This window comes from Arthrobacter sp. S41 (genome assembly GCF_004320535.1).
Classification (GTDB): Bacteria; Actinomycetota; Actinomycetes; order Actinomycetales; family Micrococcaceae; genus Glutamicibacter.
The window spans coordinates 1,762,948-1,788,144 of record NZ_SIHY01000001.1; the positions used below are offsets into that span (position 1 = coordinate 1,762,948).

The 25,197-nt window shown below is 55.8% G+C and carries 22 protein-coding genes; 11 read left to right on the plus strand and 11 right to left on the minus strand.

Annotation, left to right across the window (positions count from 1 at the left end; translation table 11 throughout):
- Positions 1–85: 85 nt before the first annotated feature.
- From EYR88_RS08155 to EYR88_RS08175, 5 genes are read right to left on the minus strand one after another with little or no spacing between them, the layout of a single operon-like run.
- Positions 86–1,138, minus strand: a complete 1,053-nt coding sequence (locus EYR88_RS08155) for an oligopeptide/dipeptide ABC transporter ATP-binding protein (protein ID WP_131089144.1) — start codon at positions 1,136–1,138, stop codon at positions 86–88.
- Positions 1,135–2,196, minus strand: coding sequence for an ABC transporter ATP-binding protein (locus tag EYR88_RS08160; RefSeq protein ID WP_131089833.1), 1,062 nt, complete (start codon positions 2,194–2,196; stop codon positions 1,135–1,137). The genes EYR88_RS08155 and EYR88_RS08160 overlap by 4 nt, the downstream gene beginning before the upstream one ends.
- Positions 2,196–3,218 (minus strand): ABC transporter permease, encoded by a 1,023-nt coding sequence (locus EYR88_RS08165; RefSeq protein ID WP_131089145.1) that lies wholly within the window; start codon positions 3,216–3,218, stop codon positions 2,196–2,198. Before EYR88_RS08165 ends, EYR88_RS08160 begins: the two co-directional genes overlap by 1 nt.
- Complete coding sequence (locus tag EYR88_RS08170) at positions 3,218–4,258, minus strand: ABC transporter permease (RefSeq protein ID WP_131089146.1); 1,041 nt, start codon at positions 4,256–4,258, stop codon at positions 3,218–3,220. The genes EYR88_RS08165 and EYR88_RS08170 overlap by 1 nt, the downstream gene beginning before the upstream one ends.
- Positions 4,259–4,284: 26 nt before the next feature.
- On the minus strand, positions 4,285–5,856 hold the full coding sequence (locus EYR88_RS08175) for an ABC transporter substrate-binding protein (protein WP_131089147.1): 1,572 nt from the start codon (positions 5,854–5,856) through the stop codon (positions 4,285–4,287).
- Between the two features lie 274 nt (positions 5,857–6,130).
- Between EYR88_RS08175 and EYR88_RS08180 the strand changes: the two genes are divergently transcribed.
- The 3 genes from EYR88_RS08180 (at position 6,131) to EYR88_RS08190 (ending at position 9,211) form a co-directional block, all read left to right on the plus strand.
- A complete protein-coding gene (locus EYR88_RS08180; RefSeq protein ID WP_131089148.1) occupies positions 6,131–7,123 on the plus strand; it encodes a 2-hydroxyacid dehydrogenase in 993 nt (330 codons plus the stop codon).
- A 198-nt stretch (positions 7,124–7,321) separates the two neighbouring features.
- On the plus strand, positions 7,322–8,455 hold the full coding sequence (locus EYR88_RS08185) for a mandelate racemase/muconate lactonizing enzyme family protein (RefSeq protein WP_131089149.1): 1,134 nt from the start codon (positions 7,322–7,324) through the stop codon (positions 8,453–8,455).
- A gap of 69 nt (positions 8,456–8,524) precedes the next feature.
- On the plus strand, positions 8,525–9,211 hold the full coding sequence (locus tag EYR88_RS08190) for a FadR/GntR family transcriptional regulator (RefSeq protein ID WP_131089150.1): 687 nt from the start codon (positions 8,525–8,527) through the stop codon (positions 9,209–9,211).
- A gap of 109 nt (positions 9,212–9,320) precedes the next feature.
- On the opposite strand, the gene EYR88_RS08195 is transcribed toward EYR88_RS08190, so the two are convergent.
- From EYR88_RS08195 to EYR88_RS08215, 5 genes are all read right to left on the minus strand, one after another.
- Positions 9,321–10,679 carry a gluconate:H+ symporter gene (locus EYR88_RS08195; RefSeq protein ID WP_131089151.1) on the minus strand — a complete coding sequence of 453 codons (1,359 nt, stop codon included), beginning with the start codon at positions 10,677–10,679 and terminating at the stop codon, positions 9,321–9,323.
- A gap of 424 nt (positions 10,680–11,103) precedes the next feature.
- On the minus strand, positions 11,104–11,496 hold the full coding sequence (locus EYR88_RS08200; RefSeq protein ID WP_131089152.1) for a universal stress protein: 393 nt from the start codon (positions 11,494–11,496) through the stop codon (positions 11,104–11,106).
- Entirely contained in the window at positions 11,493–13,028 is a 1,536-nt protein-coding gene (locus tag EYR88_RS08205) for a tripartite tricarboxylate transporter permease (RefSeq protein WP_131089153.1), read from the minus strand. Before EYR88_RS08205 ends, EYR88_RS08200 begins: the two co-directional genes overlap by 4 nt.
- 21 nt (positions 13,029–13,049) lie before the next feature.
- Positions 13,050–13,622: a tripartite tricarboxylate transporter TctB family protein gene (locus EYR88_RS08210; protein WP_131089154.1), complete on the minus strand. Its 573-nt coding sequence runs from the start codon at positions 13,620–13,622 to the stop codon at positions 13,050–13,052.
- A gap of 51 nt (positions 13,623–13,673) precedes the next feature.
- Positions 13,674–14,675, minus strand: a complete 1,002-nt coding sequence (locus EYR88_RS08215; RefSeq protein ID WP_131089155.1) for a tripartite tricarboxylate transporter substrate binding protein — start codon at positions 14,673–14,675, stop codon at positions 13,674–13,676.
- Between the two features lie 150 nt (positions 14,676–14,825).
- Here EYR88_RS08215 and EYR88_RS08220 point away from each other — a divergent pair, with 150 nt between their 5' ends.
- The 6 genes from EYR88_RS08220 (at position 14,826) to EYR88_RS08245 (ending at position 21,783) form a co-directional block, all read left to right on the plus strand.
- On the plus strand, positions 14,826–15,725 hold the full coding sequence (locus EYR88_RS08220; protein WP_131089156.1) for a LysR family transcriptional regulator: 900 nt from the start codon (positions 14,826–14,828) through the stop codon (positions 15,723–15,725).
- Positions 15,726–15,854: 129 nt separating this feature from the next.
- Positions 15,855–16,793, plus strand: coding sequence for a 5-dehydro-4-deoxyglucarate dehydratase (kdgD, locus tag EYR88_RS08225; RefSeq protein ID WP_131089157.1), 939 nt, complete (start codon positions 15,855–15,857; stop codon positions 16,791–16,793).
- A 39-nt stretch (positions 16,794–16,832) separates the two neighbouring features.
- Positions 16,833–18,434: an aldehyde dehydrogenase (NADP(+)) gene (locus EYR88_RS08230; protein ID WP_131089158.1), complete on the plus strand. Its 1,602-nt coding sequence runs from the start codon at positions 16,833–16,835 to the stop codon at positions 18,432–18,434.
- Positions 18,435–18,437: 3 nt separating this feature from the next.
- Positions 18,438–19,766, plus strand: coding sequence for an enolase C-terminal domain-like protein (locus tag EYR88_RS08235; RefSeq protein ID WP_131089159.1), 1,329 nt, complete (start codon positions 18,438–18,440; stop codon positions 19,764–19,766).
- Between the two features lie 128 nt (positions 19,767–19,894).
- The gene (locus tag EYR88_RS08240) at positions 19,895–20,836 is read left to right on the plus strand and encodes an AEC family transporter (RefSeq protein WP_131089160.1); all 942 of its coding nucleotides are present in this window, start codon (positions 19,895–19,897) and stop codon (positions 20,834–20,836) included.
- A gap of 17 nt (positions 20,837–20,853) precedes the next feature.
- Positions 20,854–21,783, plus strand: a complete 930-nt coding sequence (locus EYR88_RS08245; RefSeq protein ID WP_131089161.1) for an AEC family transporter — start codon at positions 20,854–20,856, stop codon at positions 21,781–21,783.
- Between the two features lie 31 nt (positions 21,784–21,814).
- Here the strand turns inward: EYR88_RS08245 and EYR88_RS08250 are convergent, their stop codons facing one another.
- Entirely contained in the window at positions 21,815–22,768 is a 954-nt protein-coding gene (locus EYR88_RS08250; RefSeq protein WP_131089162.1) for a LysR family transcriptional regulator, read from the minus strand.
- A gap of 101 nt (positions 22,769–22,869) precedes the next feature.
- On the opposite strand from EYR88_RS08250, the gene EYR88_RS08255 reads away from it, so the two are divergent.
- Entirely contained in the window at positions 22,870–24,192 is a 1,323-nt protein-coding gene (locus tag EYR88_RS08255; protein WP_131089163.1) for an enolase C-terminal domain-like protein, read from the plus strand.
- Positions 24,186–25,190 (plus strand): NAD(P)-dependent oxidoreductase, encoded by a 1,005-nt coding sequence (locus EYR88_RS08260; protein ID WP_131089164.1) that lies wholly within the window; start codon positions 24,186–24,188, stop codon positions 25,188–25,190. The genes EYR88_RS08255 and EYR88_RS08260 overlap by 7 nt, the downstream gene beginning before the upstream one ends.
- The last annotated feature ends 7 nt before the right edge of the window (positions 25,191–25,197 follow it).

Consider the following 25,197-nt stretch of genomic DNA (forward strand, 5'->3'; position numbering starts at 1 on the left):
TATCAAGAACCAAAAAATAGTGAAGCCGGTCAGCGCCGGCTTCACTATTCTTGTATTCAAGACTTGGCTCCCACTGCCCCTTGAGTTAGGCAGAAACTGCCAGTCCGGCTTCCGCGGCCGATTCGACCGGGAAGTGGCACTCCGCAAACTGTTGCCCGGCATTGACGCTATCGCCGGGCATGCCCAACAAGATCTTGCCACCAGCTTCGCGGGTTCGGCTTTCCGGTCGCTCTGCCGAGCAGATCGGCTGCGCCTTCCAGCACCGCGTGCGGAATCGGCAACCCGAGGGCGGATCTAAAGGAGAAGGCAATTCACCCTGAAGCACTATGCGATTCACGGGTCGTAGCGCAGGGTCCAACTTTGGCGAGGCCGACATCAACGAGGCCGTATAAGGATGCAGGGGTGAATCGAAGACCTGCTCGGTAGACCCGGTTTCAATAATTCGTCCCAGATACATGACAGCCACTCGGTCCGTCACGTGGCGAACTACAGACAGGTCATGGGAAATGAAGATATAGCTGACGCCAAGTTGCTGCTGAAGATCGTTGAGCAGATTTAGCACCTGAGCCTGTACCGAAAGATCCAAGGCAGAAACTGGTTCGTCCAAGATGATCAAATCCGGACCCAAGGCCAAAGCGCGAGCAATACCAATGCGCTGACGCTGTCCGCCGGAGAACTCCTGCGGTGATTTATCAGCATCGGTGGCGCGCAGTCCCACCAAGTCAAGCAGTTCGTTCAAGCGCTGCTTTCGAGCTGCAGCGCTGGGATACAGATCTTTGTGGGTAGCAAAAGGTTCGGTGATAATTTGCCCGGCGGACATTCGTGCGTTCAGCGAGGCAAAGGGATCCTGAAACACCATTTGCACCCTACGCCGCCATGCCAGCAACTGCTTGCCGCGCAGCGCAAAGGGGTCCTGCCCATCAAAACGCACCGTCCCACCATCGGGCTGCTCCAGCATCATCAGGGTACGAGCTAGCGTTGATTTTCCGCAGCCTGACTCCCCAACCAGGCCTAGGGTCTCTCCGCGTTTTACGCTCAGATTGATTCCGTCTAGTGCCTTGAGCTCTCGTGTTCCCGCGGCGCCGGAGGCCACATGAAATGTCTTGGCAAGATCTTGAACTTCAAGAACAGTACTCATTTTTCATCATCTCCTACAGCAAGACGTTCTTCAGTGGTTTGGCTCGTGGCGACCTGCTCAGCAAAATGGCAAGCAGCACTCTGCCCCGGCCCGGTTTCACGCAGGGCCGGACGTTGCTCGCGGCAGACGGCCGCAACCAACGGACAGCGGTCCTGGTAAACGCACCCCGAGGGAATCTTGCTCAGTTCTGGTGGACTGCCCGGGATGGAATTCAGGCCTGCTCCGCGCTGCGAATCGGTGGGCACTGATGAAAGCAAACCCTTGGTATAGGGGTGCGTTGGCCGAGTGAATACGGTGTCAACGCTTCCTTGTTCCGCCACATTGCCTGCATACATCACGCACACGTCATCAGCTTCTTCAGCAACCACAGCGAGGTCGTGGGTAATGAGCACCACCGCCATATCTTCTTGCTCGCGAAGATTTCTCAACAACTGCATGATCTGCGCCTGAACGGTGACATCCAGCGCCGTTGTTGGTTCGTCAGCGATCAACAAGTTGGGGCTCAAGGCCACCGCCATGGCGATCAGAATTCGTTGGCGCATGCCACCGGAGAACTGATGCGGGTACGAATTAACCCGTGTCTCGGGTTCCGGGATACCAACCCTGCGCATTAGTTCAATGGCCTCAACTTTGGCCTGTTTTCTGCTGGCCCCACGGTGGATCCTGAACGCTTCTCCGAGTTGGGTTCCAATGGTGTACACCGGGTTGAGTGCGGCAAGGGCATCCTGAAAAACAATCCCTAGCCCTTCTCCCGCCGCTTTCCGGCGCTGCTTAGCAGTCATGGACAAGAGATCTTTTGAATCAAGACGCGCAACGCCTCCAGCAACAGACGCCACCGGGTCAAGTAATCCGGCGATAGCCTTGGCTGTCATTGATTTACCGCAGCCAGATTCCCCCAGCAACGCCAGCGTTTTGCCGCGACGTGCACTGAAGCCGACCTGGCTCACCACACGGACAATTCCTTTGGGTGTGCGAATGTCGACATCCAAACCTTTGACTTCAAGAACGGCCTGGTCTGCTGACTGAGTTCGGGAGGTTGGTTCAAGTATTTCGGTCATCATTTGTCGTTGCCTTTCTTGGTCTGCATCTTTGCAGCCTGGCGCGTGGCCTTTTCAAACGCCTTGGTACTTTTACGGTCCAGTTCCAGGCGCCAGCGTTGGGCTGGATCCGTAGCAATACGCATCCATGCAGCGAGCACGTTGGCGGCGACCGCGGTGAGCACAATGGCTAAACCGGGAAGGATAGATAACCACCAGGCGGTCTGCAGATATTGTCGCCCTTGGGCAACTAACAGTCCCCAAGAGACGTCTGGTGGCTGGATACCAATTCCAAGGAATGAAAGTGAGGACTCGGCGAGCATGACAAAACAGAATTCCAAAGTAGCCAAGGTTAACAGTGTCGGAGTGACCACTGGAATGACGTGGCGAACAATAATCGCGTTGGGATTTGTTCCGAAGGTGCGGGCTGCATCCACAAAAGTTCGTGACTGCAGTTCTGCCGATTCTGCTCGTGCGGTACGAAGGTAAATCGGGATGCGAGTGATCGCCAGGATCAGCACGATATTTGCTGCCGAAGGGCTGAAGACAAAGAGCACCACCACAGCCAGCAACAATGAAGGGAAGGACATGATGATATCTGCGATGCGCATGGAAATGGCTTCGCGACGTCCACGGTGGTAACCCGCCCAGACACCCCACAATGAGCCAAGGAGCAGGGCCACCAATACTGCAGGAACGGCAACTAGGAGTGTTGTTTGGGTAGCAACCACAATGCGGGCCAGTACTGAACGGCCCAGAGAATCCGAGCCCAGGATGTAAAGCCATCCGTTGGCCGGGTCAAAAGGTGCCTTATTCATGAACATCAAGTTCTGCGCTGTGGCGTGTTCACCCATCAGTGCGGGACCAAAGATCGCGGTGAGCACCACCAAGCTGAGGAAAATTGCAGCCACCGTGGCGAATCTGTCGCGTAGCAACATGGTGAACATCGAAACACGACTCTCACTTTGAGTCTTCGCCTTGCGCCGATTCTTCGGCTCGGGACGTTCATCCTTAGCTGGCGGTGCCATCTCTAGTGCTGACATCAGTGATTCCCCCTCGAAGATTCGCTCGTGCTCAGCGCTGGTCCAACTGGCGCCAGCGTGCGGTTTTCAGATCCATGGGTTGGACCTTGAGCGGCGCGTGCCTTGCGACGTTGACGTGCGCCGGCGCTTGGCCGGACCCGAGGATCTAGTAGCGCGTAGCCAAGATCAATCAGGATATTGAGCACAAAGATGGCCACCGCGGTGAGCAGCACACAGGCTTGGAGCACTGCAAAGTCTCTTTGCAAAATTGAGTCGATCATGAGCTTGCCGATTCCCGGCCAGCCAAAGATCGTCTCAACCACCACGGCACCGTTGACCAGTCCAACGGTCAGGTCCCCTGCCACCGTCAGCCCAGGGGCGGCGGCGTTGCGCAAGGCATGCTGGGCAATAACCCGATACTCGGTCGCGCCTTTGGAACGTGCCAGTTTGATATACGGTTCAGATAACGCCGAGACCATGGCCCCGCGAATCACCTGGACCAGCGTGCCAAAGGGGCGCATGACCAAGGTGGCTACGGGCAGGAACCAGGCTGCTGCACCGACTACACCGGAGGTTGGAACCACCCCTAGCGTGATGGCAAAAACCCAGATGCCTACGATGGCCAACCAGAAGTCCGGGATCGAGGCAGCGGTCATGGAGATGAAGGAGCTGCAACGATCCAGGATGCCGTTGGGCTTCATCGCAGCGGCCGAGCCAACGATGAGCGCCAAGATGATGGCGATGATCATCGTGGTGGCCGCCAGCTGCAGGGTTGCCGGGAAGGCCCGCAGCGCCATCTGCGCAGCGTCCTGTCCGGTGCGCATGGACGTTCCAAAATCGAAGCGGAAGATCCCACCGAAATACTGGGCCATCTGCACCCAGATCGGTTGGTCTAGCCCGTTTCGTGCAGCGAATTCTGCGCGCATTGTGTCAGTGGCATTCAGCGGTAGATACAGTGCTGCCGGATTACCGGTCATTCTGGCCAGCGCGAAGACACCAACGATGACAACCACCAGTGGCAGCGCCGAGGCGATGATTCTTTTACGCAAATAGGTAAGCATGTTGCTGTACTTTCAGTTGCCGTTGGTTACTTTGCCGCAGTGACTTCAGCAAGACGCAATTCGTCTCCACTGGAAGAATTCGGCTCGTAAGCTACCGAAGAGGAAATACCGAGCATGCCGGTCTGGTGAGCGATGTGAGCAAATTGAACAACTTCGTCATTCTGGTACTTGAAGACCTTTTCGAAGGCAGCTTGGCGGTCATCACCTGATGCGGCATCAGCCTGGGCAATGAGCTCGTCCAGTTCCGGGGTACCAAAGGCTGACTGCGCGCCCTTGGAAGTCATGTACTGATCCACGGTGAAGGCTGCGTCACCGGCTTGGTTTCCGTGCTGGGTCATCAGCATGATGGCCCCATCATCCTTGGTAGGGAATGGACGAACCTGGTAGGTCAGGTGCTGGCTGGTCTCAAGCATCTTCAAATTCACGGTGAGTCCGGCTTGGGTAAGCTGTTCTTGGATCACCTGAGCTAGTTCCTGAATCTTGGGGAACTGTGCGGTACGAACTACCAAGTTGATTGGAGCTGACACGTCCGTGCCATCAGCTTTGGCTTCCGCAACTAGCTCCTTGGCCTTGTCGAGGTTGAATTCCCAGACGGGCAAGTCATCGCTGTGTCCAACTACTCCGGAAGGTACCAGCTGGGCCGCGGCCTTGTCGCGTCCTGCGTAGAGGGAAGCGACAATCGATTCTTTATCGATCGCGTAGTTCACCGCACGACGGATGCGGATGTCATCAAATGGTGCAGTGTCGGCGTGCATGCGCAGAGCCACGGTTTCATTGTTTGGGTAGGAAACTCCCAAATCCCCAATGTTGTCTTCTGGGCTTAGCCCTGTTGCGATATCGGCTTCACCCGAGGTGATCATGGCTGCCCGGACGCTACCTTCCGAACGCCACTGATAGTTGGCCTTGGAATAGGCAGGGGCCTCGCCCCAGTAGTCGGCGAACGCTGCCACATTGATGCTTTGCCCTGCTTGCCAGTCTTCAATCTGGTAGGGGCCGGTGCCAATTGGTTCGCGTACTTTTTCGGTCGTAGATGTCTCTTTAGGGACAACTTCTAGGAAGGACAGGCGCAATGGAAGGATCGGGTCCTTCTTGGCTGCTGTCACTTCAATAGTGTAGTCATCGACTTTTTTGAGTTTCAGGTCATCGTCGCCAAAGACGTAGCCTTCGACGTTGCAGCCGAGCTTGGAATTGACCGCGCGGTCGATGGTGGCAATGGCGTCATCTGCGTTGAAGTCAGATCCGTCATGGAATTTCACACCCTCGCGTAGCTTCAGCGTCCAGGTCTGATCATCTTTGCTGGACCATTGGGTAGCAAGCTTGGGCTCCAGTTCACCGCTGGTTGGGTTTCTTTCTACCAGTGGTTCGGTGATGGTGGAACGAATGACCACACCGGTACTGGTCAGGTTGGACTCGCAGGCTTCGAGGGTAGGTGGCTCCTGCTGGAGCACAACGCGCAGGGTGTCGCTGGGTGCCGATGACCCACCGGCAGCATCTTCAGAGTTGGCGACCGAGCAACCGGACAGTGCAGTGGTGCCAAGTAGCGCAGAGGCGGCTAAGGCCAGTGGGATGCGGCGGGAGCGTGGAGTTACTAAGAGCATTGCGTTTCCTTCGCGACGGTGCGATGAGCAAGGGTGATCAGGCGGGTTTTCCGCCGAAGTTCGTAAGCACAGCTTTGACCGCTCGATGGGCCCGGTCAAGGCTTTGGGCCGTCCAAGGAATCGCCTGATGAGGCACGGGAGTGCGTACCGCACAGTAGGCCAAGTGTTACTTGCGCTACATTCCAAGGCTTACGGGGCATCCATGCCTCAAGAGCATTGATCTATCCAATTTGCGTGTTGGACGTGAATCGATCATGATCCCTACGATGCAGTTATGCCCACGAATATCAGCGCGTCCGCGCCACAAGTCACCGCACCCATCGCCGGCGAACAGATCCTTCGCGTTGGACCAGTAAATCCCACTGTGGCCCAAAGCTTGTCCGAAGAATTCTCCAGCCTTGTTCTTCCGGAAACCGAGCCGGAACGCGAGGCGTTCCTCACGGCCCACGGCGAGCAGATCCGCGTGGCAGTCTGCTCTGGACGCTTTGGCGTGGACACCGATCTTTTATCTCGATTACCTGCGCTGGAGGCGATCATCAACTTTGGTGTCGGCTACGACGCCACGGACACCAAGACGGCCATCGCTCGTGGGATCAAGATCAGCAACACCCCCGAGGTACTCAATGATTGTGTTGCCGACACCGCCTTAGGTCTCTACCTGGTCACCCTGCGCAGCTTGGGTGCAGCCGAGAGATTTGTCCGCAATGGCTCATGGGTTCCGGGCAAGAATTTTCCCCTCGCCACCCGCGCCAGCGGAAAGAAGGTCGGCATCCTTGGGCTGGGGCGCATTGGCCAAGCCATTGCCACCAGGCTGGAAGCCTTTGGGTGTGAAATCCACTATCACAACCGCAACCAGAAGCCCGACTCGAACTACACCTACCACCACTCAGCAGTTGACCTCGCAGCCAAGACTGAAGTCCTTATTGTGGCAGCGGCCGGAGGAGCACAATCGGCCAAGTTGGTGGATGCCCAAGTTTTATCCGCCGTTGGACCACAAGGCTTTGTCATCAACATCGCCCGCGGAACCGTGATTGACGAGTCAGCCCTCATTGACGCACTGAGCACTGGGAAAATCGCCGGCGCCGGGCTGGATGTTTTTGAAAACGAACCACATGTGCCGGCAGAGCTTTTGGAATTAGAGAATGTTGTCCTGCTCCCCCACCTTGGTAGCGGGACCAACGAAACACGAGCCGATATGGCCGCACTGACTTTAGATAACCTGCGTTCCTACCTTGCGGATCGTTCGCTGCTTACGCCAATTTCATAACCAAGAAGCGCGCCACAGATCCCCTTCGAGTACTAGCCCATCCGGAAAATACGGATGGGCTAGTACTCGTGCGCGCCAATTTACCGGGTAGAAAAAATCAAAGATATTTCTCTGCAAAAAACACTTGTGAGATAAGTTGCCAACTTATACGATAAGTTGAAAGCAATGTTCACCCCTGTTCATCGGAGCACAGATTTCATGACTTACACCCCAGACGCCATTCGCCACGTTAAGCTCTCCACGGCACGACTGCCGCTGGCCACCCCGATCTCAGATGCCAAGGTCTTCACCGGGCGCCAAAAGCCGATGACCGAAGTCGTCTTCCTCTTCGCAGAAATCACCACCGAGCAGGGCCATGAAGGCATGGGGTTCTCGTACTCCAAGCGTGCTGGCGGTCCAGCTCAGTACGCTCATGCCAAGGAAGTCGCCGAAACCATGATCGGCGAGGACCCCAACGACATCGCCAAGCTCTACACCAAGCTACTCTGGACCGGCGCTTCCGTTGGACGCTCAGGTGTTGCCACCCAGGCCCTGGCTGCCTTGGATATCGCACTTTACGATTTGAAGTCCAAGCGTGCCGGACTTCCACTGGCCAAGTTCTTGGGCTCGCACCGCGACTCGGTACGCACCTACAACACCTCAGGCGGCTTCCTTAACGCTTCAATCGAAGAGGTCAAGGAACGCGCCAGCCAGTCCATCGAGGAAGGAATTGGTGGCATCAAGATCAAGGTCGGCCTGCCAGACAGTGCCGAGGACTTGCGTCGTGTCGCTGCCGTGCGCGAACACATCGGCCCCGACGTGCCCCTCATGGTCGACGCCAACCAGCAGTGGGACCGCGCCACCGCACTTCGCATGGGCCGCAAGCTAGAGCAGTTTGATCTGGTCTGGATCGAAGAACCATTGGATGCTTACGATGCTGAAGGACATGCGGCTCTCGCCGCAGCCCTAGACACTCCCATCGCCACCGGCGAGATGCTGGCCTCGGTCGCTGAGCATGAACGCTTGATCGAAGCCCGCGCCTGCGACATCATCCAGCCGGACGCTCCACGCGTTGGTGGCATCACCCAGTTCCTGCGCTTAGCCACGCTCGCCGATCAAGCCGGCCTGGATTTGGCACCTCACTTCGCCATGGAGATCCACCTTCATCTGGCGGCAGCTTACCCACGCGAGCCATGGGTAGAGCACTTCGACTGGTTGGACCCACTATTCAACGAACACTTGGAAACCAAGGACGGTCGGATGCTGGTCCCGAACCGCCCAGGCCTCGGGTTCACCTTCAGCGACCAAGCTCGCGCGTGGACCACGGACACCGTTGAATTCGGACGCCCATAGTTCCTCCTCCACCAGCGCCGATGCCCGCCTCTCGCGGGGATCGGCGCTTATGCTTTAAGGATGCAGAGCATGAAACCCAATCTGGCCTCTTCGTTGGTGGAGCACCTACGTGAACGAATCAGCTCTGGAGACATAGTCGCTGGCGAAAAGCTTCCGAGTGAAAACACGTTGATCGCTTCCCATGGTGTTTCTCGTACCGTGGTGCGCGAAGCCATTACGCGCCTGCAGGCTGAAGGTCTGATCTACACTCGGCGCGGAGCCGGTAGCTTTGCACTGACTCCCCCACCTGCTGCCATGGCTGAAACTCAGCCACTGATCCCACGCACCTTGGATGAACGCCGAGAACTGATCGAATTCCGCATGGGATTTGAAACCGAAGCCGCGGCCAGTGCAGCGCTTAGCGCTTCTGAGTCAGACCTCTCGGCAATGGAATCGGCGCTTCAGGGTTTTGAAGCTTCCTTGGGCAACGCCTCGGTGAGCATGGGCTGCGATTATGAATTCCATCTTGCCGTGGCTAGGGCCACCGGCAATCCGTACTTTGCTCAAGCCGTTCAAACATTTGGCCCCGGCATGATTGCCATGCCTCGTCGCCGACTAGATGCCACAGATTCTATCGACAGCCACAGGTTAGATTCTGTCGCAGCCGAGCACCGCGCTATCCATGAAGCCATCGCCTCGGGCAACCCTCAGTTGGCTTCTGCGGCCATGAGATTGCACCTAGCAAATTCAGTGAAGCGACTACAGGCTGAGGCCTAAGCCGAGCTGAGCAAAGCACGTTGCTTTCAGCGGCAGCCCCAGTTATAGACAAACCCTTCGTGGCCTGTGCGGAGTTCTCCGCACAGGCCACAAAGGGTTTCTGCATTTTTTAGGCAATGAACTGGCTGAGTAACAGAACCCCACCCAGGCCCAAGACCGCCAACGTGGTGGTGTAGGTAGTGCGCACCGCGATGGCTTGGCCCACGTTGAGGTTGAAATATTCTTTGAACATCCAGAACCCCGGGTCATTTACGTGACTGAATGCAATGGAACCACAAGCCGTAGCCAGGACCATCAGCTCCGGCGAGGCCCCGGTGGCCACAACCAGTGGAGCGGCGATGCCGGCCGCGGTCGAGACAGCAACAGTTGCCGAGCCCAGTGCAATACGCAGAATCACGGCAATGAGCCACGCAAGGACCAACGGGCTAAGATCCCACCCAGACGTCGTTTCCGCAATGTAGTCGGCAATTCCCGCCGAGACCAGAACCTCCTTGAATGCACCACCGGCACCAATAACCAAGAGGATCATGGCCATCGCACGGGCTGCCTCGCTCATGGATTTAGCAACTTGGCTCATGCTGCGATTACTCATCGGCCCAAAAGCGAAAATTGCGACGATCAATGCGATCAGCAAGGCCATCTCAGCTGAACCAAGAAGCTCCAAAACATTGCTGAGGCTTTCACTCATCTCCAGCGTCATACGCGCTACTTCCGATCCGGCAATCAGCACGATGGGAAGCAGAGCAACGATAAAGGACATCGCAGTGGACGGAAGTTCTTCATCCTTGAATTCTTTTTCCGCCAACAGACCAGCGGGCATTTGCGGATTCATCTTCTTCACGAAAGCCAGACGTGGCCAGGTCATCGCGATGGCAACACCGACCGGGATAGCGATCATCAGCCCGTACGCAAGAGTCAGACCTACTGAAGCGTTATATAGCCCCGCAACGGCCGTTGGACCCGGGTGCGGTGGCAAGAACGAATGCATTGTCGACAGCGAGATCGACATAGGCAATCCCACCCACAACAGATTGACCTTGGTGGCGCGAACAAGGGTAAATGCCACCGGTACCAAAATCACGAACGCGACTTCGTAGAACATGGTGACACCGATCAGCATCGCCGAAATGACCATGGCCCACTGGACACCACGTTCTCCAAAAACAGAGAGAATCTTTTTCGCAATGCGTTGCGCTGCGCCTGCGTCACCCATGACACGGCCAATCATCGCGCCAAGGCCAATGACGATAGCCGTTCCGCCAAGCTGCCCGCCCAAACCGTCCGCGATGATATCGGGGATATCTGCGATCCCGGCCGCCTCGCCGTCGATGGTGAGCGAGTCAGTAGCCACCGCCCAGAATGCGACAAGTGTGGCGACAAGAATGAGGGAAATGAATCCGTTGAGCTTGAACCTCATCATAAGGATCAACAGAACAACGACAGCCAGCGCGACGATGAGCAATGGCATTGAGGCTCCAATCTAGAGCAGGGGCAGGAAAAGAATCTGGGCATCGAATGGACTGCGTTCACAGTGCTACAAAGTGAGCTGGCGCATAAGTCCATGTGCCACCAATCACGTTAGTGAGTTCATTTCTGTCCGTCCAAGACTCGAACCGCATTCATTGATACCTAGCTGGCATCAGTGCGACTCGAACTCAGGTCGCCGACTCCTGAAATCCGCGCAGATAAGCCAAGAAATCCCCTCCGCCTACCGTTCGACTCGCCCTCCACCCTCGCCAATTTTCCGCAGTTTTGTGATCAGTATCACCATACTTTTTGAATCTTCTCTACAGTTAGTCGCCCTCGTTTTTGACGCAAAAAAGCAGGCCGCGGGACTCTCCAACCGAGAGCCCACGACCTGCCGAATATACCTTTTGACTACGCCTAACGAGTCATGACGCTTTGACGGCCAGAACTGGGTGCTCCGCCTGCAGTAGGATCCGCTGAGCCTGGGATCCCATGATGAATTTGCCGACCTGAGAACGCTGGCGCAATCCAATGACAATGAGCGAGACCTGATGCTTGTCAGCAAGCCCCAAGAACTCTTCAGTTAGATCATCGCGATAAGTTGACTCGATGACCTGTGCTTTGACTCCAGCACTAAGTGCCGCGTCCAAGACACGGGCCAGGTCTTCTTCTGAAGCAGTGTTCTTGTCTACTAACGATCCCTCGCGAGAGGAATTAACGATGAGCAACTGCTCATCGCGCAGACTTGCTTCTTTGATCGCCGCAGCCACGGCGGCTTCCCCTACATTCGAAGGAACGTATCCGACGATGATACTCATGCGTTTTCCTTTTCTTTGTCTGCAACTACAGCACTGGTAGTTGAGCTCGTCTTTCGCTTATCAATTGCGCTCTTTATAACTGGCCAAATGGCGACGAAGACAAACAGCACCAACAGGGTCGCCGAAATCGGACGGGTGAAGAATCCTGTTGGGTCGCCTTCAAGCACAAGCAATGACCGACGAAGATTCGATTCGAGCAAGCTACCGAGCACGAACGCCAACACCAGAGGACCTGGTTCAAAACCAAACTTTTTCATGAGATAACCAATGGCACCGAAGAGCACGACTAGCAACACGTCAAACATTGAATTTCGAATGGTGTATGCACCAAGCATGGTGATCAGGGCAGTGATCGGAGCCAAGATTGCAGCGCGCACACGGAGGATTTTTACGAATACACCAATGAGCGGAATCGACATGATCAACAAGAGAATATTGCCGATATACATCGAATTCACAACGCCCCAGAACAACTGAGGATCATCATTGATCAGCTGCGGCCCAGGGGTAATGCCCTGAATTAGCAGTGCACCAAAGATTATTGCCATCGTCGCATTGGCCGGGATGCCCAGCGTCAGCAGAGGAATGAATGAGCTGGTAGCTGCGGCGTTGTTGGCCGATTCTGGTCCAGCAACGCCTTCAATGGCGCCCCTTCCAAAGCGCGAAGGATCCTTTGCGGTCTTCTTCTCCATTGCATAGGAAGCTAGCGAAGCAATGGTTGCCCCACCACCAGGAAGAATGCCGAGGAAGAAGCCGAGAACTGAGCCACGACCGATGGCCCCGGATGCTTCCTTGATGTCTTTGCCTTTCGGCCAAACATTTGAAACCTTCACCGGCGCAGTGGCTGCACGATGGCGTTCTTCAAGGTTGTATAGGATTTCGCCGAGACCAAATAGGCCCATGGCGATGGGAACAAAGTCGATGCCATCGGCCAGCGAGAGATTACCGAAGGTAAAACGCTCGGCTCCAGTAAATCCATCGCGACCGATTGTTGCCAGGAACAAGCCAGCAGCAGCGGCGATGATTGCCTTGATTTTGGTTCCGCCGGAGATCGTTGCTACCAGCAGGATGCCGAGCATCGCCAGAGCCGTATATTCCGGCGGACCGAAATCCAGAGCGAAGCTGGCAACGAGTGGCGCCAGAAAGGTCAAACCGATAATCGAGACGGTGGCGCCAAAGAATGAGCCAATGGCAGCGATACCTAGGGCCGCCCCTGCTCTACCCTGCTTAGCCATAACGTAACCGTCAAAGACAGTGACCACTGAGCTGGCTTCACCGGGCAGGCGGAGCAGTACCGAGGTAATGGTTCCGCCGTATTGTGCACCGTAGAAAATTCCGGCCAACATGATGATGGCGGTGACTGGTTCAACGCCGTAGGTCATGGGAAGCAAGATGGCGATTGTAGCTGCCGGGCCCAGGCCCGGCAGCACACCAATGAGCATGCCAACAACAACGCCCAGCAAACAGTACAAAAGGTTGGTGGGGTCCAGGACGACGTTAAATCCGTCTAGGACTGGTCCAAAGAATTCCATGCGAGTCAGCCTTTGCGTGCTTTAGAAGAGTCGAGGGATCGTTGTGCCCAGGGCAGCGATGAAGATTGCGTAGAAGGCTGCAACGATCAGAATTGAGTAGATCGTTGCGGACCTCCAGCGTTCACCGCCTAGCCATCGCATCCATACGAAGCACAGGAGTAGTGATGGGATTTCAAAGCCGATGACTGGCATCAGTACAACCATCAAGATCAGCGTTGCGAACCCGATTGCGGCGTACCAACTCATTGCGCTGAACTTCTCGCCGTCTCTGCCACCAGCGCGCCCAATAATTATTTGCGCGACTGCCATGACCGCTGCGATGAGTGAAATGACAAAGGGCCACATGCCCGCCGCCGGCGCAGCTGGTGTACCTAGGCCCAGACCCACGGACAGCACCATGCCAGCAATGCTCAGGCCCAGAACTACCAACGAAGAGAGCAAATTGGCGATTGGTCCCGCTGGTTCAGCCGCTTCAGCTTCCCACTGAGCTGCCAATTCATCTGGTGTGAGCGCCTCAGCTTCCTGAACCTGTTCTGCCGGTTGCGCGCTGGTAGCTTGCTCTTTTGAATCTTGCCGCGAGTGTTTCGCGTCCATGAGTTTCATCCTGAGATTCTCGCTTTCGAGTTTCCTATCGGTGTCTACCGGCTACTTGCCAGCGAGGGAAATCTCGTGCTCATCGGTTAGTTTCTTATAGGTCTCTGCCAACTCCGTCCATTCCGAGACAACCTCTTCGCCGCTGATCTCGTGGGTGCTGAGCAGGTTCTTTTTGTTGAAGGACTTGTAGCTATCAGCTGCGGTGGCGTCCTTGATGGAAGCTACCAACTTCTCCTTTGCTTCATCACTCAAGCCCTTAGGAGCCGCTATGGCACGGTACTGCGAGACTGGAACTTCATAGCCGGATTCGACAGCAGTCGGAACATCGGGCAGAAACTCATTGCGTTCCTTGGAGAAGACCGTAATTGGCACCACGGTGCCAGCATCAATCTGTGGCTTAGCTTCGCCCAGCTGAATGGTTGATACCTGGACTTGGTCACCCATGACTGCGGTCAATGCCGGTGATCCTGAGTCGAACGGTACGGTGGTGCCTTCGATATCAGCTTGAGCGAGCAACAGCTCCTGGGCCAGCTGCGATCCGGTTCCCACCCCGGTCGTGCCGAAGGACAGTTTCTTCTCGCTCTTCTTGATGTCGTCAATGTTCTTCAGGCCCGAGGCCTTGCTTGCAACCATGACGTAGTCGTCCTGCGAAAGTCCCATCAGAACATCGAGGTCATCAAGGGAAACAGTTTCGTTTTCAGAAACAGCCAGCGGCGTGATGGTGATCAGTGAAGCGTTGAGCAAGACCAGGTTCTGGCCATCTGCCTTCATAGCAGCTACCTCTTTAGTAGCCAATGCGCCGTTGGCCCCTGGCTTGTTGACCACTGGCATTGATACACCGAGGGAATCGGCCATTCCTTCAGCGGCAGCGCGGGCAATCAAATCCGTAGACCCGCCTGGAGCCTGTCCTACGGTGAGGGTGACCGGGCCAGATGGGAATTGCGCCGAGTCGGCGCTCCCTCCCCCAACGTTTCCACCGCAAGCGCTGAGCGCCAGCACAACACCGGCGGACGAAAGGGCAAGTAGCGTGCGACGAGCCATACGGTTTTTCATGTTTTTCTCCTGCGAGTTTGAGTGCGAGCGACCAATTTTGAATCCTTACGTGAGGCAAGTCACCTTGTTGGTCTCGGGTATAGCGTAGAAACTTGAAGTGATGCATGTCCAAGGTTGAATGTGCATGGAGTGATTCCCGAAAGGTATTGAATGTTTACTCTGGATCAGGCCAGAAGCTTTGTTGCGGTGGCAGAAGAACTACATTTCGGCCGCGCTGCCGAGAGGCTGAACATGACTCAGCCCCCGTTGAGCCGCCAAATCCAGAAGCTGGAACGCACCGTTGGCGTCGAGTTATTGGAAAGAGATAACCGCAGGGTCGCCCTCACCGCGGCGGGCCAGGCATTTTTGCAAGACGCCCGAAGACTGGTCATCGCAGCCGAACGTGCTCCGGATAATGCGCGAAGGATCGCAGCTGGCCAACTCGGCGAACTGCGCATTGGCTTTACCGCCGCTTCTGGCTTCAGCCTGCTCGGGCCAATGCTTGGGGAAATTTCGGCACAGATGCCGCAGGTTCATGTGGACCTATCTGAAATGGTGACCAGCGAACAAGTAGTCGCATTACTTGATGGCGACCTAGACCTTGGACTAGCCCGCCCACCCTTTGACGAAACCTTATTTGAGTCTGCCCTGCTGTTCTCGGAAGGTTTGGTAGTGGCAGTGCCATCGGATCATCCATTGGCTCAACTGAATCGAAGTCTCACCTTTGAAGATCTACGCGATGAACCGCTGATCATGCATTCGCCTACCAAGGCCCGCTACTTTTATGACCTCGTTGTGCGCATGATTGATATCGAGCATAAAAACGTGCGGCATACCGTGAGCCAGATTTTGACCATGATCGCTTTGGTCGCAGCCGGACGTGGAATCGCTTTTGTTCCAGAGAGCGCCAAACTTCTCGGCGTTTCCGGCGTGAGTTATCTGCGCCTACCCGAGGTCCGCGAGGACCCGGTGCAGCTGCACGCCATCTGGAGTAGGACTTCCAAAAACCCCGCGCTGGAACGACTGGTCTCCATAGTCCGCGGAAGCTTGCACGACAATGATGCCGAGTAGGTATCAAACAATACAAATATGGGCTTGGACAGGCATCACTGAGTGTTCCTAGGCTGAGGGTAATAGCTGATCAACTCTCACTTTTTCCTGCAGCTACCTGATGCGGGAATGGAATCAAAGGAAACCCCCATGGCTCAGTACACACCTTCCGAACTTGCAAACAAGCTCAAAGACGGACTGCTCTCATTCCCAGTCACCGCCTTTGATGAGAACCTCGAAATCGATGAGGCCAACTACCGCAAGCACCTAGCGTGGCAGTCCAGCTTCGATGTGGCGGGCTTGTTCGCAGCCGGTGGCACCGGTGAAGGCTTCACCTTGACCCCGGAAGAATCAGCCAAGGTTGTTCGCATGGCCGTTGAAGAAGCCGGTTCCAGTGTTCCAGTTCTAGCCTCGGCAGGTGGATCAACCAAGCAGGCCATCCAGAACGCCCAGGACGCCGAGGCTGCTGGCGCCGAAGGACTGCTGCTCCTGCCTCCTTACCTGACCGAATGTGACCAGGAAGGCCTGTACCAGCACGTCTCCAAAATTTGCTCCTCGACCAAAACTGGCGTGATTGTTTACAACCGTGCCAACGCTGTCTACTCCGCAGACACCGTGGCGCGACTGGCAGATAACCACGAAAACTTCATTGGCTTCAAGGACGCATTGGGCGACATTGAGCAGATCACCAAGGTCTACGCGAAGAACGGTGACCGCCTGTTCTACCTCGGTGGCCTGCCTACCGCAGAGACTTTCGCACTACCACTGTTGCAGCTGGGAATGAGCACCTACTCCTCAGCCATGTACAACTTCGTTCCTGAATTTGCACTGGACTTCTACAAGGACGTTCGCGCGCAGGACCGTGTGGCAATCAACGAAAAGCTGAACCGCTTTGTTATGCCGTACTTGGACATCCGCGACCGCGTCAAGGGCTACGGAGTGTCCATCGTCAAGGGTGGCCTGAAAGCCATTGGTCGCGATTCCGGCTCGGTGCGCCCACCACTGCAGGACCTGACTGAAGCTGATCTTGCGGATCTTTCGGCACTGATCCAGAAGGCCGGCATCGTTCCTGCCGGCGCCGCACTGTAAAAAACTGAACTGGCAATTTTTCGAATCGCAAGGAGCACCATGACTACCAACATCGAGCAACTCACCGGGCAGTCGATTCTCGCAGGTCAAAGTACTACCGGCACCGGACGGACCGTTAACGGTTTTAACCCTGCCACCAACCAGCCGCTAGAACCGGGCTACAGCCTGATCGATACCGAGCAACTGAAGCTTGCCACCTCCGCGGCGGCCGAAGCCTTTGATTCCTTCCGTGCTCTGGATCCAGAAAAGCATGCAGCTTTCCTCGAAGCCATCGCCGATAACATCGAAGCTGTCGGTCAAGAGCTCGTGGAACGCGCCATGGCCGAAACCGGCCTGCCCGCAGCGCGCCTGAACGGCGAGCGCGGCCGTACCACCGGCCAGCTGCGTCTGTTCGCAAAGGTCGTTCGCCAGGGTGATTTCCGTGGTGTGCGCATCGATCCAGCATTGCCAGAGCGAACCCCATTGCCTCGCGTAGATATTCGACAGCGCAAGATCCCGCTGGGTCCAGTGGCCGTCTTTGGTGCCTCGAACTTCCCGCTGGCCTTCTCCACCGCCGGTGGCGACACCGCTTCTGCTTTGGCTGCCGGTTGCCCGGTAGTTTTCAAAGCGCACAATGCTCATCCGGGCACCAGTGAAATTGTTGGCCGCGCCATCACCCAGGCGGTCACCGACGCTGACCTGCACCCCGGTGTCTTCTCCTTGATCTATGGTCCCGGAGCCTCCATCGGTCAGGCGCTGGTAGCTGATCCAGTGATCAAGGCTGTTGGCTTTACCGGATCACGTTCCGGCGGTACCGCGTTGATGGCCACCGCAGCAGCACGACCTGAACCAATTCCGGTGTACGCAGAAATGAGCGCCATCAACCCTGTCATCTTCTTCGAAGGTGTCTTGGCTGAAGATCCAGAAGGCCATGCCAAGGCGTACCTAGGATCCGTCACCGGGTCCTCGGGTCAGCTCTGCACCGCTCCAGGTTTGGTCTTTGCTCCACAGGGTGCGGCAGGCGACGCCTTTGTAAAGGCTATTGCTCCAGCTACTACGTCTAGCACCGGCCAGACCATGCTGACCGAGGGGATCTACAACGCGTGGACCGAGGGTGTTTCTGCCCTTGAAAAGCAGGACGGCGTAGAACTGCTCGGACGTGGTGCCGAAGGTGACAGCGAAAATGCACCTGGACCGGTCATCTTCGCTGCTGGTGTAGAACAGCTTTTGACCAATCCTGTCCTTCAGGAAGAAATTTTCGGAGCAGCTTCGCTGGTCATCCGCTACAACAGCGCTGAAGAATTGGTTAGCACGCTCTCTCAGCTCGAAGGCCAGCTCACCGCGACCTTGCAGCTCAACGAGTCGGATTATCCGGTTGCTGCCCAAGCTCTTCCCGTCTTGGAAACCAAGGCTGGACGTATCTTGATCAACGGCTGGCCTACCGGTGTTGAAGTTGGCGATGCGATGGTCCACGGCGGTCCGTTCCCGGCTACCTCTGCCCCACAGACCACTTCTGTTGGCACGTTAGCAATCGAACGCTTCTTGCGTCCTGTGGCTTACCAGAACTTCCCTGATTCGCTCTTGCCCCAGCCTTTGGCAGATGAGAATCCATGGAATCTGAATCGTCGCATCGATGGCACGCTGAAGTTAGCAGGAGAATAATCTATGAGTGCACAACCAACTATTGCTTCGGTAGAGGTCATTCCGGTCGCCGGCCACGATTCGATGTTGCTGAATCTTTCCGGTGCCCACGGCCCCTTCTTCACCCGAAATATTGCCATCATCACCGACTCTGATGGACGCACCGGTTTAGGTGAAGTACCTGGAGGCGAAGCAATTCGCTCAACTATTGAAGAAGCTGGAAAGCTCATCCATGGGGCACCAGTAGCCAAATACCGTTCCTTGCTGCGACAGATTTCCAGCCGTTTCGCAGACCGCGACAAGGGTGGACGTGGAGCGCAAACTTTTGATCTGCGCACCACGGTCCACGCAGTTACCGCCGTTGAGTCTGCGCTGTTGGATCTGCACGGACAACACCTTGGTGTGCCGGTAGCAGAGCTACTGGGTGACGGTCAGCAGCGTGAAGCAGTACCAATGCTGGGCTACCTCTTCTACGTGGGCAATCCCGACGCCACCGATCTTCCATATCTTCGCGAACCTCATGGCGCGGATGACTGGGAGAAAGTTCGCCGCGAAGAGGCTATGACACCAGAAGCTGTGGTCCGCTTGGCTGAAGCCGCTCAGAAACGTTACGGGTTCAAAGACTTCAAGCTCAAGGGCGGTGTCCAGGCAGGCGACGCTGAAGTGGATGCGGTGATTGCGCTCAAGGAACGATTCCCTGATGCGCGTATTACCTTGGATCCTAATGGCGGATGGTTGTTGGAAGACGCTATCCGTTTGGGCAAGCGTATGCGCGGAGTTGTAGCTTACGCTGAGGATCCTTGTGGACCTGAGGGCAGGTTCTCGGGACGCGAAGTGATGAGCGAGTTCCGTCGTGCCACCGGCTTGCAGACCGCTACCAACATGATTGCCACCGACTGGCGCGAAATGTCCCACGCAGTGCGAACCAACGCGGTGGATATTCCACTAGCGGATCCGCACTTCTGGACCATGTCCGGTTCCGTTCGGGTTGCCCAATTGTGTGACGAGTTTGGGCTTACGTGGGGTTCTCACTCAAATAACCACTTTGATATTTCCTTGGCCATGTTCACCCAAGCCGGGGCTGCAGCGCCAGGAGAAATCACGGCGTTGGATACCCACTGGATCTGGCAGGACGGTCAAGAGCTGACCGAAGAACCACTGCAGATTCGCGACGGAGAAATCCAAGTTCCGCAAAAGTCCGGTCTTGGGGTCACCCTGAACCGAGCGCGTGTCAACGAGGCTCACGAGCTGTATTTGCAGCACGGACTCGGATCACGCGATGACGCGGTATCAATGCAATATCTGATTCCAGGCTGGAGCTTTGATTCCAAGAGCCCAGCGTTGGTTCGCTAAGTATTGACTCTGAATAAGTGATGACCATGGGGGGCGGTTGGAACAACATTTGATGTTGTCCCGGCTGTCCCCACTGTGGTGTTGGTAGGCCTCAACGCAGTCATAGAGAAGTGTAAGCAGGAGAAGATATGCACGGCGTGATGCAAGGGTTCGCGATAGTCCTAATCCTTATCGGGGTAGGTCTGGCGACAGCAAAATTTCTCCCGAGTAAGCGGCAAGCCATTTCCACCGGGCTGACCCCGCTGATCTACTACATCACCAACCCTGCCTTGATGTTCATCTTGCTCGCAGACGCCGACCTTGGATTAGTTCTGGGTGTGTTCACACCTATAGCGCTGTTGACTGCCGTGCTCACCGGCGCGCTCTTCGCGGTGGTCTCCAGAATTTTCCTCAAGACTCCGGCCCGCCATCTCCCGGCGGCCGCCATGGCAACCAGTTACGTCAATGCCGGGAACATCGGCATTCCCCTGGCGCTGTATGCGGTGGGTAGTACTACCCCTGCAGTTTCCGTCTTGATAGCTCAGTTGTTGATCATCGCGCCAGCCTACCTATGTATGTTTGCGGTGATCTCGCGCAAACTGAACCCAGATACGCAGAACCTTCCGCTGGGCCGAACCGTCTTGAAATCCATCGCTAACCCGGTGACTGTCGCAACCGCCATTGGTGCCTGCTTTTCTTTCATCCATCTCAGACTTCCCGAAGTGTTGCACGCACCTTTGGAGATGCTCGGTAATGCCTCCATTCCGTTGTTGCTGATGGCCTTTGGCATGTCCTTGTATGGGCAAAAGCCATTGGCTGAAAAGGAAGGACGGCCTGAAGTCTTTTTGGGTAGCGCGTTCAAAGTGTTGCTCATGCCGTGCATTGCTTGGGCTTTGGGTCGGTTTGTTTTTGGTCTTGAGTCAACGGATCTCATGGGTGTAGTTGTCATGGCCGCTTTGCCCACCGCGCAGAACGTTCTGTTGTTCAGTCAGCAGTTCTCACTGAAACCTACGGTTCCTCGTGAAGTGATTCTGGCCAGTACATTTTTATCCATCCCGGTAGCATTGCTAGCAACGTTCCTTTTGAGCTAGGAGTTCAAGCCCGTCTCATGTTTGGTGTCTTCGAGGGATTTTTCGGTATCTGGGCCATTATTGGCATTGGCTATTGGGCTGGAAAGAAGAATGTCTTCGGCCCTGAAGGGCGAATGATCCTCAATCGTCTCACCTTCTTCATTGCCTCGCCCGCTTTGCTTTTCACCACAATTGCCGGCGCCAATCCTCAAGAAGCCCTCGGCTCTCAGCTGTTTATCGCCGGAATTTCGGCCAGCGTTGTGTTTGTACTTTTCCATTTTCTCTCGCGGTGGCTCTTTAAACGCTCTGCTGCAGAACGAACAATCGGCTCCATGGCCGCTTCCACGGTGAATGCCGGGAACCTAGGCCTGCCCATCGCGCTCTATGCGTTGGGGGATATCTCTATCGCTGCACCCGTGGCCCTGTTTCAGATGGCCATCATGACTCCGGTGTCACTGTCGATGATGGAAAAGGCTACAAGCAACCGGGAAGCCGGTGCGCGAAGCCTCCTGATTCGCACGCTATCAAACCCGATGATTATTGCTTCGGCAGCCGGGTTGGCTTGTTCCATCTTCCATTGGATGCCACCACAGTTGTTGCTGACACCCATAGAACTGCTTGCCGGAGCTTCGATTCCGGCCATGCTTCTTGGCTTCGGCATTTCTCTAGTGGGCTCTAAACCATTGCAAAAGGCAACACAACGCCGAACCGAAGTATGGGTGGCAACAGCACTCAAGCTGGTTGTTCACCCACTCCTAGCTTGGGTTCTGGCAGCCTGGGTGTTCAGGCTCGACGCCACCGGTCAATACATCGCGATTATCATGGCGGCACTGCCTACCGCGCAGAATATTTTTGTCAACGCTGATCGCTACAACGCCGGAATTACCATTGCCAAGGACACCGTTCTGGTCACCACGATTCTAGGTATTCCGGTCATGTTGGCCTTTGCTGGTTTGTTGCACCACTAATTCACCAATGACCCGGCAACACAGCTTTGGCCTACTCAGGCCGATCGGTTGAAGCAGTCTTGTCGGGAATCGCTGTTCCTTCAACATTTTCCAGAGAGTCAATAAAGACTTCTCGTAGTCGTTGCGCAGCCGGATTCACCGAACCTTCTTCCCAAGCAATAAAGATGTCAGAATGGTTCAAATTTTGTAGTCCGTCAGGGCTAGTTAGTTCTTCAAAAACCACTCCAGGTGGCGCAAAGTCCATGGCGCTGGCCGGCACCAACGACACCCCGAGCCCCACGGCAACCAAAGCCATGAGCGCAGGAATCTGGCTGGCAATTTGGGTAATGGTTGGTTTGCTTCCCACGGAATCGAAGAGCCGAATCACCAGATCGTAAAAGTACCTAGCTTCATTGGTTGAATACATCATCAGTGGGAGCCCCACCAATTCTTTGATCAAGACACCCTTGCCGGTGGCCAAATAGTGTCCTGCTGGAAGAGTCACCACCAGTCGGTCCTTTTTCACCAGACATGATTGCACTCCGCCCCGATTGACGACTGGGCGCAATAGACCAACATCAATATTTCCGCTGCTCAACGCGTCGAGTTGGTCAATGGAGACGGCTTCTCGCAGAACCAGCGTGACATCCGGCAGATGACGGGCAGCGGTAGACAGTAAGGCCGGCAGAACAGATTGGCCAGCCACTGAGGTGTAACCAACGATCACCGTTCCAGAGTCCCCGGTAGACACACGGGAGACTTCCATGCTGGTGCGTCGGCTCAACTCCAAAAGTCTGCGGGCATTGGGGAGCAGCACCTCGCCAGCAGCGGTTAGTTGCACATTGCGCGAGGTGCGGGTGAAGAGCTTGGCGGATAATTCACGTTCCAGCAATTGGATCTGTCGGCTCAGCGGCGGCTGAGTCATGTTGAGTCGTTCAGCGGCAGCACCGAAGTGGAGTTCTTCAGCAACGGCGACGAAGGACTCCAGTTGAATGAGCGAAAACATCAATGCTCTCCTTGAATCGTTGATTGCATAAATTAGCTTGGACAGGTATCAATAACGGCTTCTATGGTGAGTCTAGACCTACACGACCAAGGGAGCCCGCCATGCTGGATGCAACGACGCAGCAAGTCTCTAGCCAATCGCCGCAGAGCGAACCAACATCATGCCGAGTGGAAAGAATTGAAGTCACTCCCGTCGCTTTCGCGGATCCGCCCTTGCTTAATTCCGTGGGAGTACACGAACCATTTGCGTTGCGAGCAATCGTGGTGGTGCATACAAATACAGGACACTACGGGCTAGGTGAAACCTACGGCGACGAGGCCCACGTCGCGCGGCTACGTCGAGCAGCTTCTGCTCTGCAAGGTGCCGACCCGTTTAATCTGAATCTCATCTCACGACTCGTCTCTGAGTCTCTAGTGCAGGACAACGGACAAGGCGGACACGGCACCGGAGGCATGGTCACAACGACCTCGTTAGATGACCGAGTACTGTCCGCATTCAACGTTGCGTGCCTCGATATCCAAGGCAAGGTCCTGGGAGTACCGGTCAGCACGTTGCTCGGCGGCGCAATACGCGAATACGTTGATTTCAGTGGCTATCTCTTTTACAAGTGGGCAAATCATCCCGGACGTGAAAGCGACAAGTGGGGCGAGGCCATAGACCCTGCAGGGATCGTGGCCCAAGCCCGCAAGATGGTCACTGACTACGGATTCAAGGCATTGAAACTCAAGGGTGGGGTCTTCCCGCCGGACCAAGAAGCTGCCGCCATCGAGGCGTTACACCAAGAGTTTCCCGACATCCCACTGCGTTTAGACCCCAATGGTGTGTGGAGCGTGCCAACGGCAATAGAAGTCGGGCACCGTTTGGAAGCATCCCTGCAGTACTTGGAAGATCCTTGCCTGAGGATTGCCGATAATGCTGCCGTGCGCGCAGCCATCAACCTGCCAATCGCCACCAACATGTGCGTGGTCTCTTTTGCTGATCTTCAGCCAGCCATCAAAGCGCAAGCTGTAGACATCGTCCTGTCCGATCATCACTTCTGGGGCGGCTTGAGCCGGTCCAAACTACTTTCCGGCATCGCAGAGACCTTTGGTCTGAGCCTTTCGATGCACTCGAATTCTCATTTAGGGATCAGCTTCGCGGCCATGATTCAGTTAGCGGCGGCCACCGAGAATATTGACTACGCCTGCGATACCCACTGGCCTTGGAAACTCGAGGAAGACGATGTCATCGTGGCCGGAACACTGACGATTCAAGACGGTAAGGTCCAAGTTCCAACCGGTCCTGGACTGGGCGTGGAACTCGATACGCAAGCCCTTGAGCGGATGCATCAGCAATACCTTGACTGTGGGCTGAAGCAACGTGACGATACCAGCTACATGCAGTCCATCGATCCCACCTATGAGCTGAAGAGTCCACGATGGTAAGGCCACTACAGATCGTGGTGACCGACCCCATCGTCAGCCGCTTTGAATCCCTTTTCCGTCAGTTGGGCACCAGACACAACTGGAAGTTTGTTGCATCGCTTGACCCCCACGAACAGTCAAGGCAGATCGCCGAGGCGGACGTTTTGGTGTGCGCAAGACTTTCCGACCAAGACGCACAACGCTGTACAGCCGGTCTAGTGCATGTCACCGGATCCGGCACTGACCGCGTGGCGCTGAAGTACCTGCCCGAGTCCACCCAAGTTGCGACGACCTCCCACCACGAACGTTCCATCGCAGAATACGTAGTGATGGCCATCCTCGCCCACGAACGGCGCCTGCTCAGCATCACCCGTGAATTGACCGAGGGCACCTGGCGCACTCTCGCAACAGATCCCAACATTTCCATGTTCCGTACCGTCAAGGACCTAACCGTGGGATTCATTGGAATGGGGGCAATTGGCCAACACACCCTCGCGGCAGTCACAGCCCTGGGGGCCAAAGCGGTAGCGGTGCGCCGAAACCCGAGCGAGCCTTCAACTGATAACCAAAATCTTCACTGGGTGAAATCCATGGAGCATCTGCCCGAACTTCTTGAATGCAGCGATGTGGTGGTTCTTTGCCTACCACTGACTGATGCAACAAGAGATCTTATCGGCGCTACTGAACTCTCGATGATGCGTAGTGACGCACTGTTGGTCAATGTTGCGCGTGGACCGATAGTGAACGCGCCAGCGCTCATTGACGTATTAGATCAACAGCTCATTGGCGGAGCAGCACTAGACGTCTGGTGGGACGCCCCGACAGGCACCGTTGCGCCCGCGCTAACCCAACGGTTGGCTGCACATCCATTGGTCATTGCCACACCACATTATTCGGGGCACTCGCGAGAAACTTTTCTTTCACGGGTGAAGGAAATCTGCTCCAATATCAATGACTTTGCCTCGGTAGCTGAACAGCACAAAGGACTAAATTCTCCCGAGGTGGCCTCAACTCCCTAGAATAGTG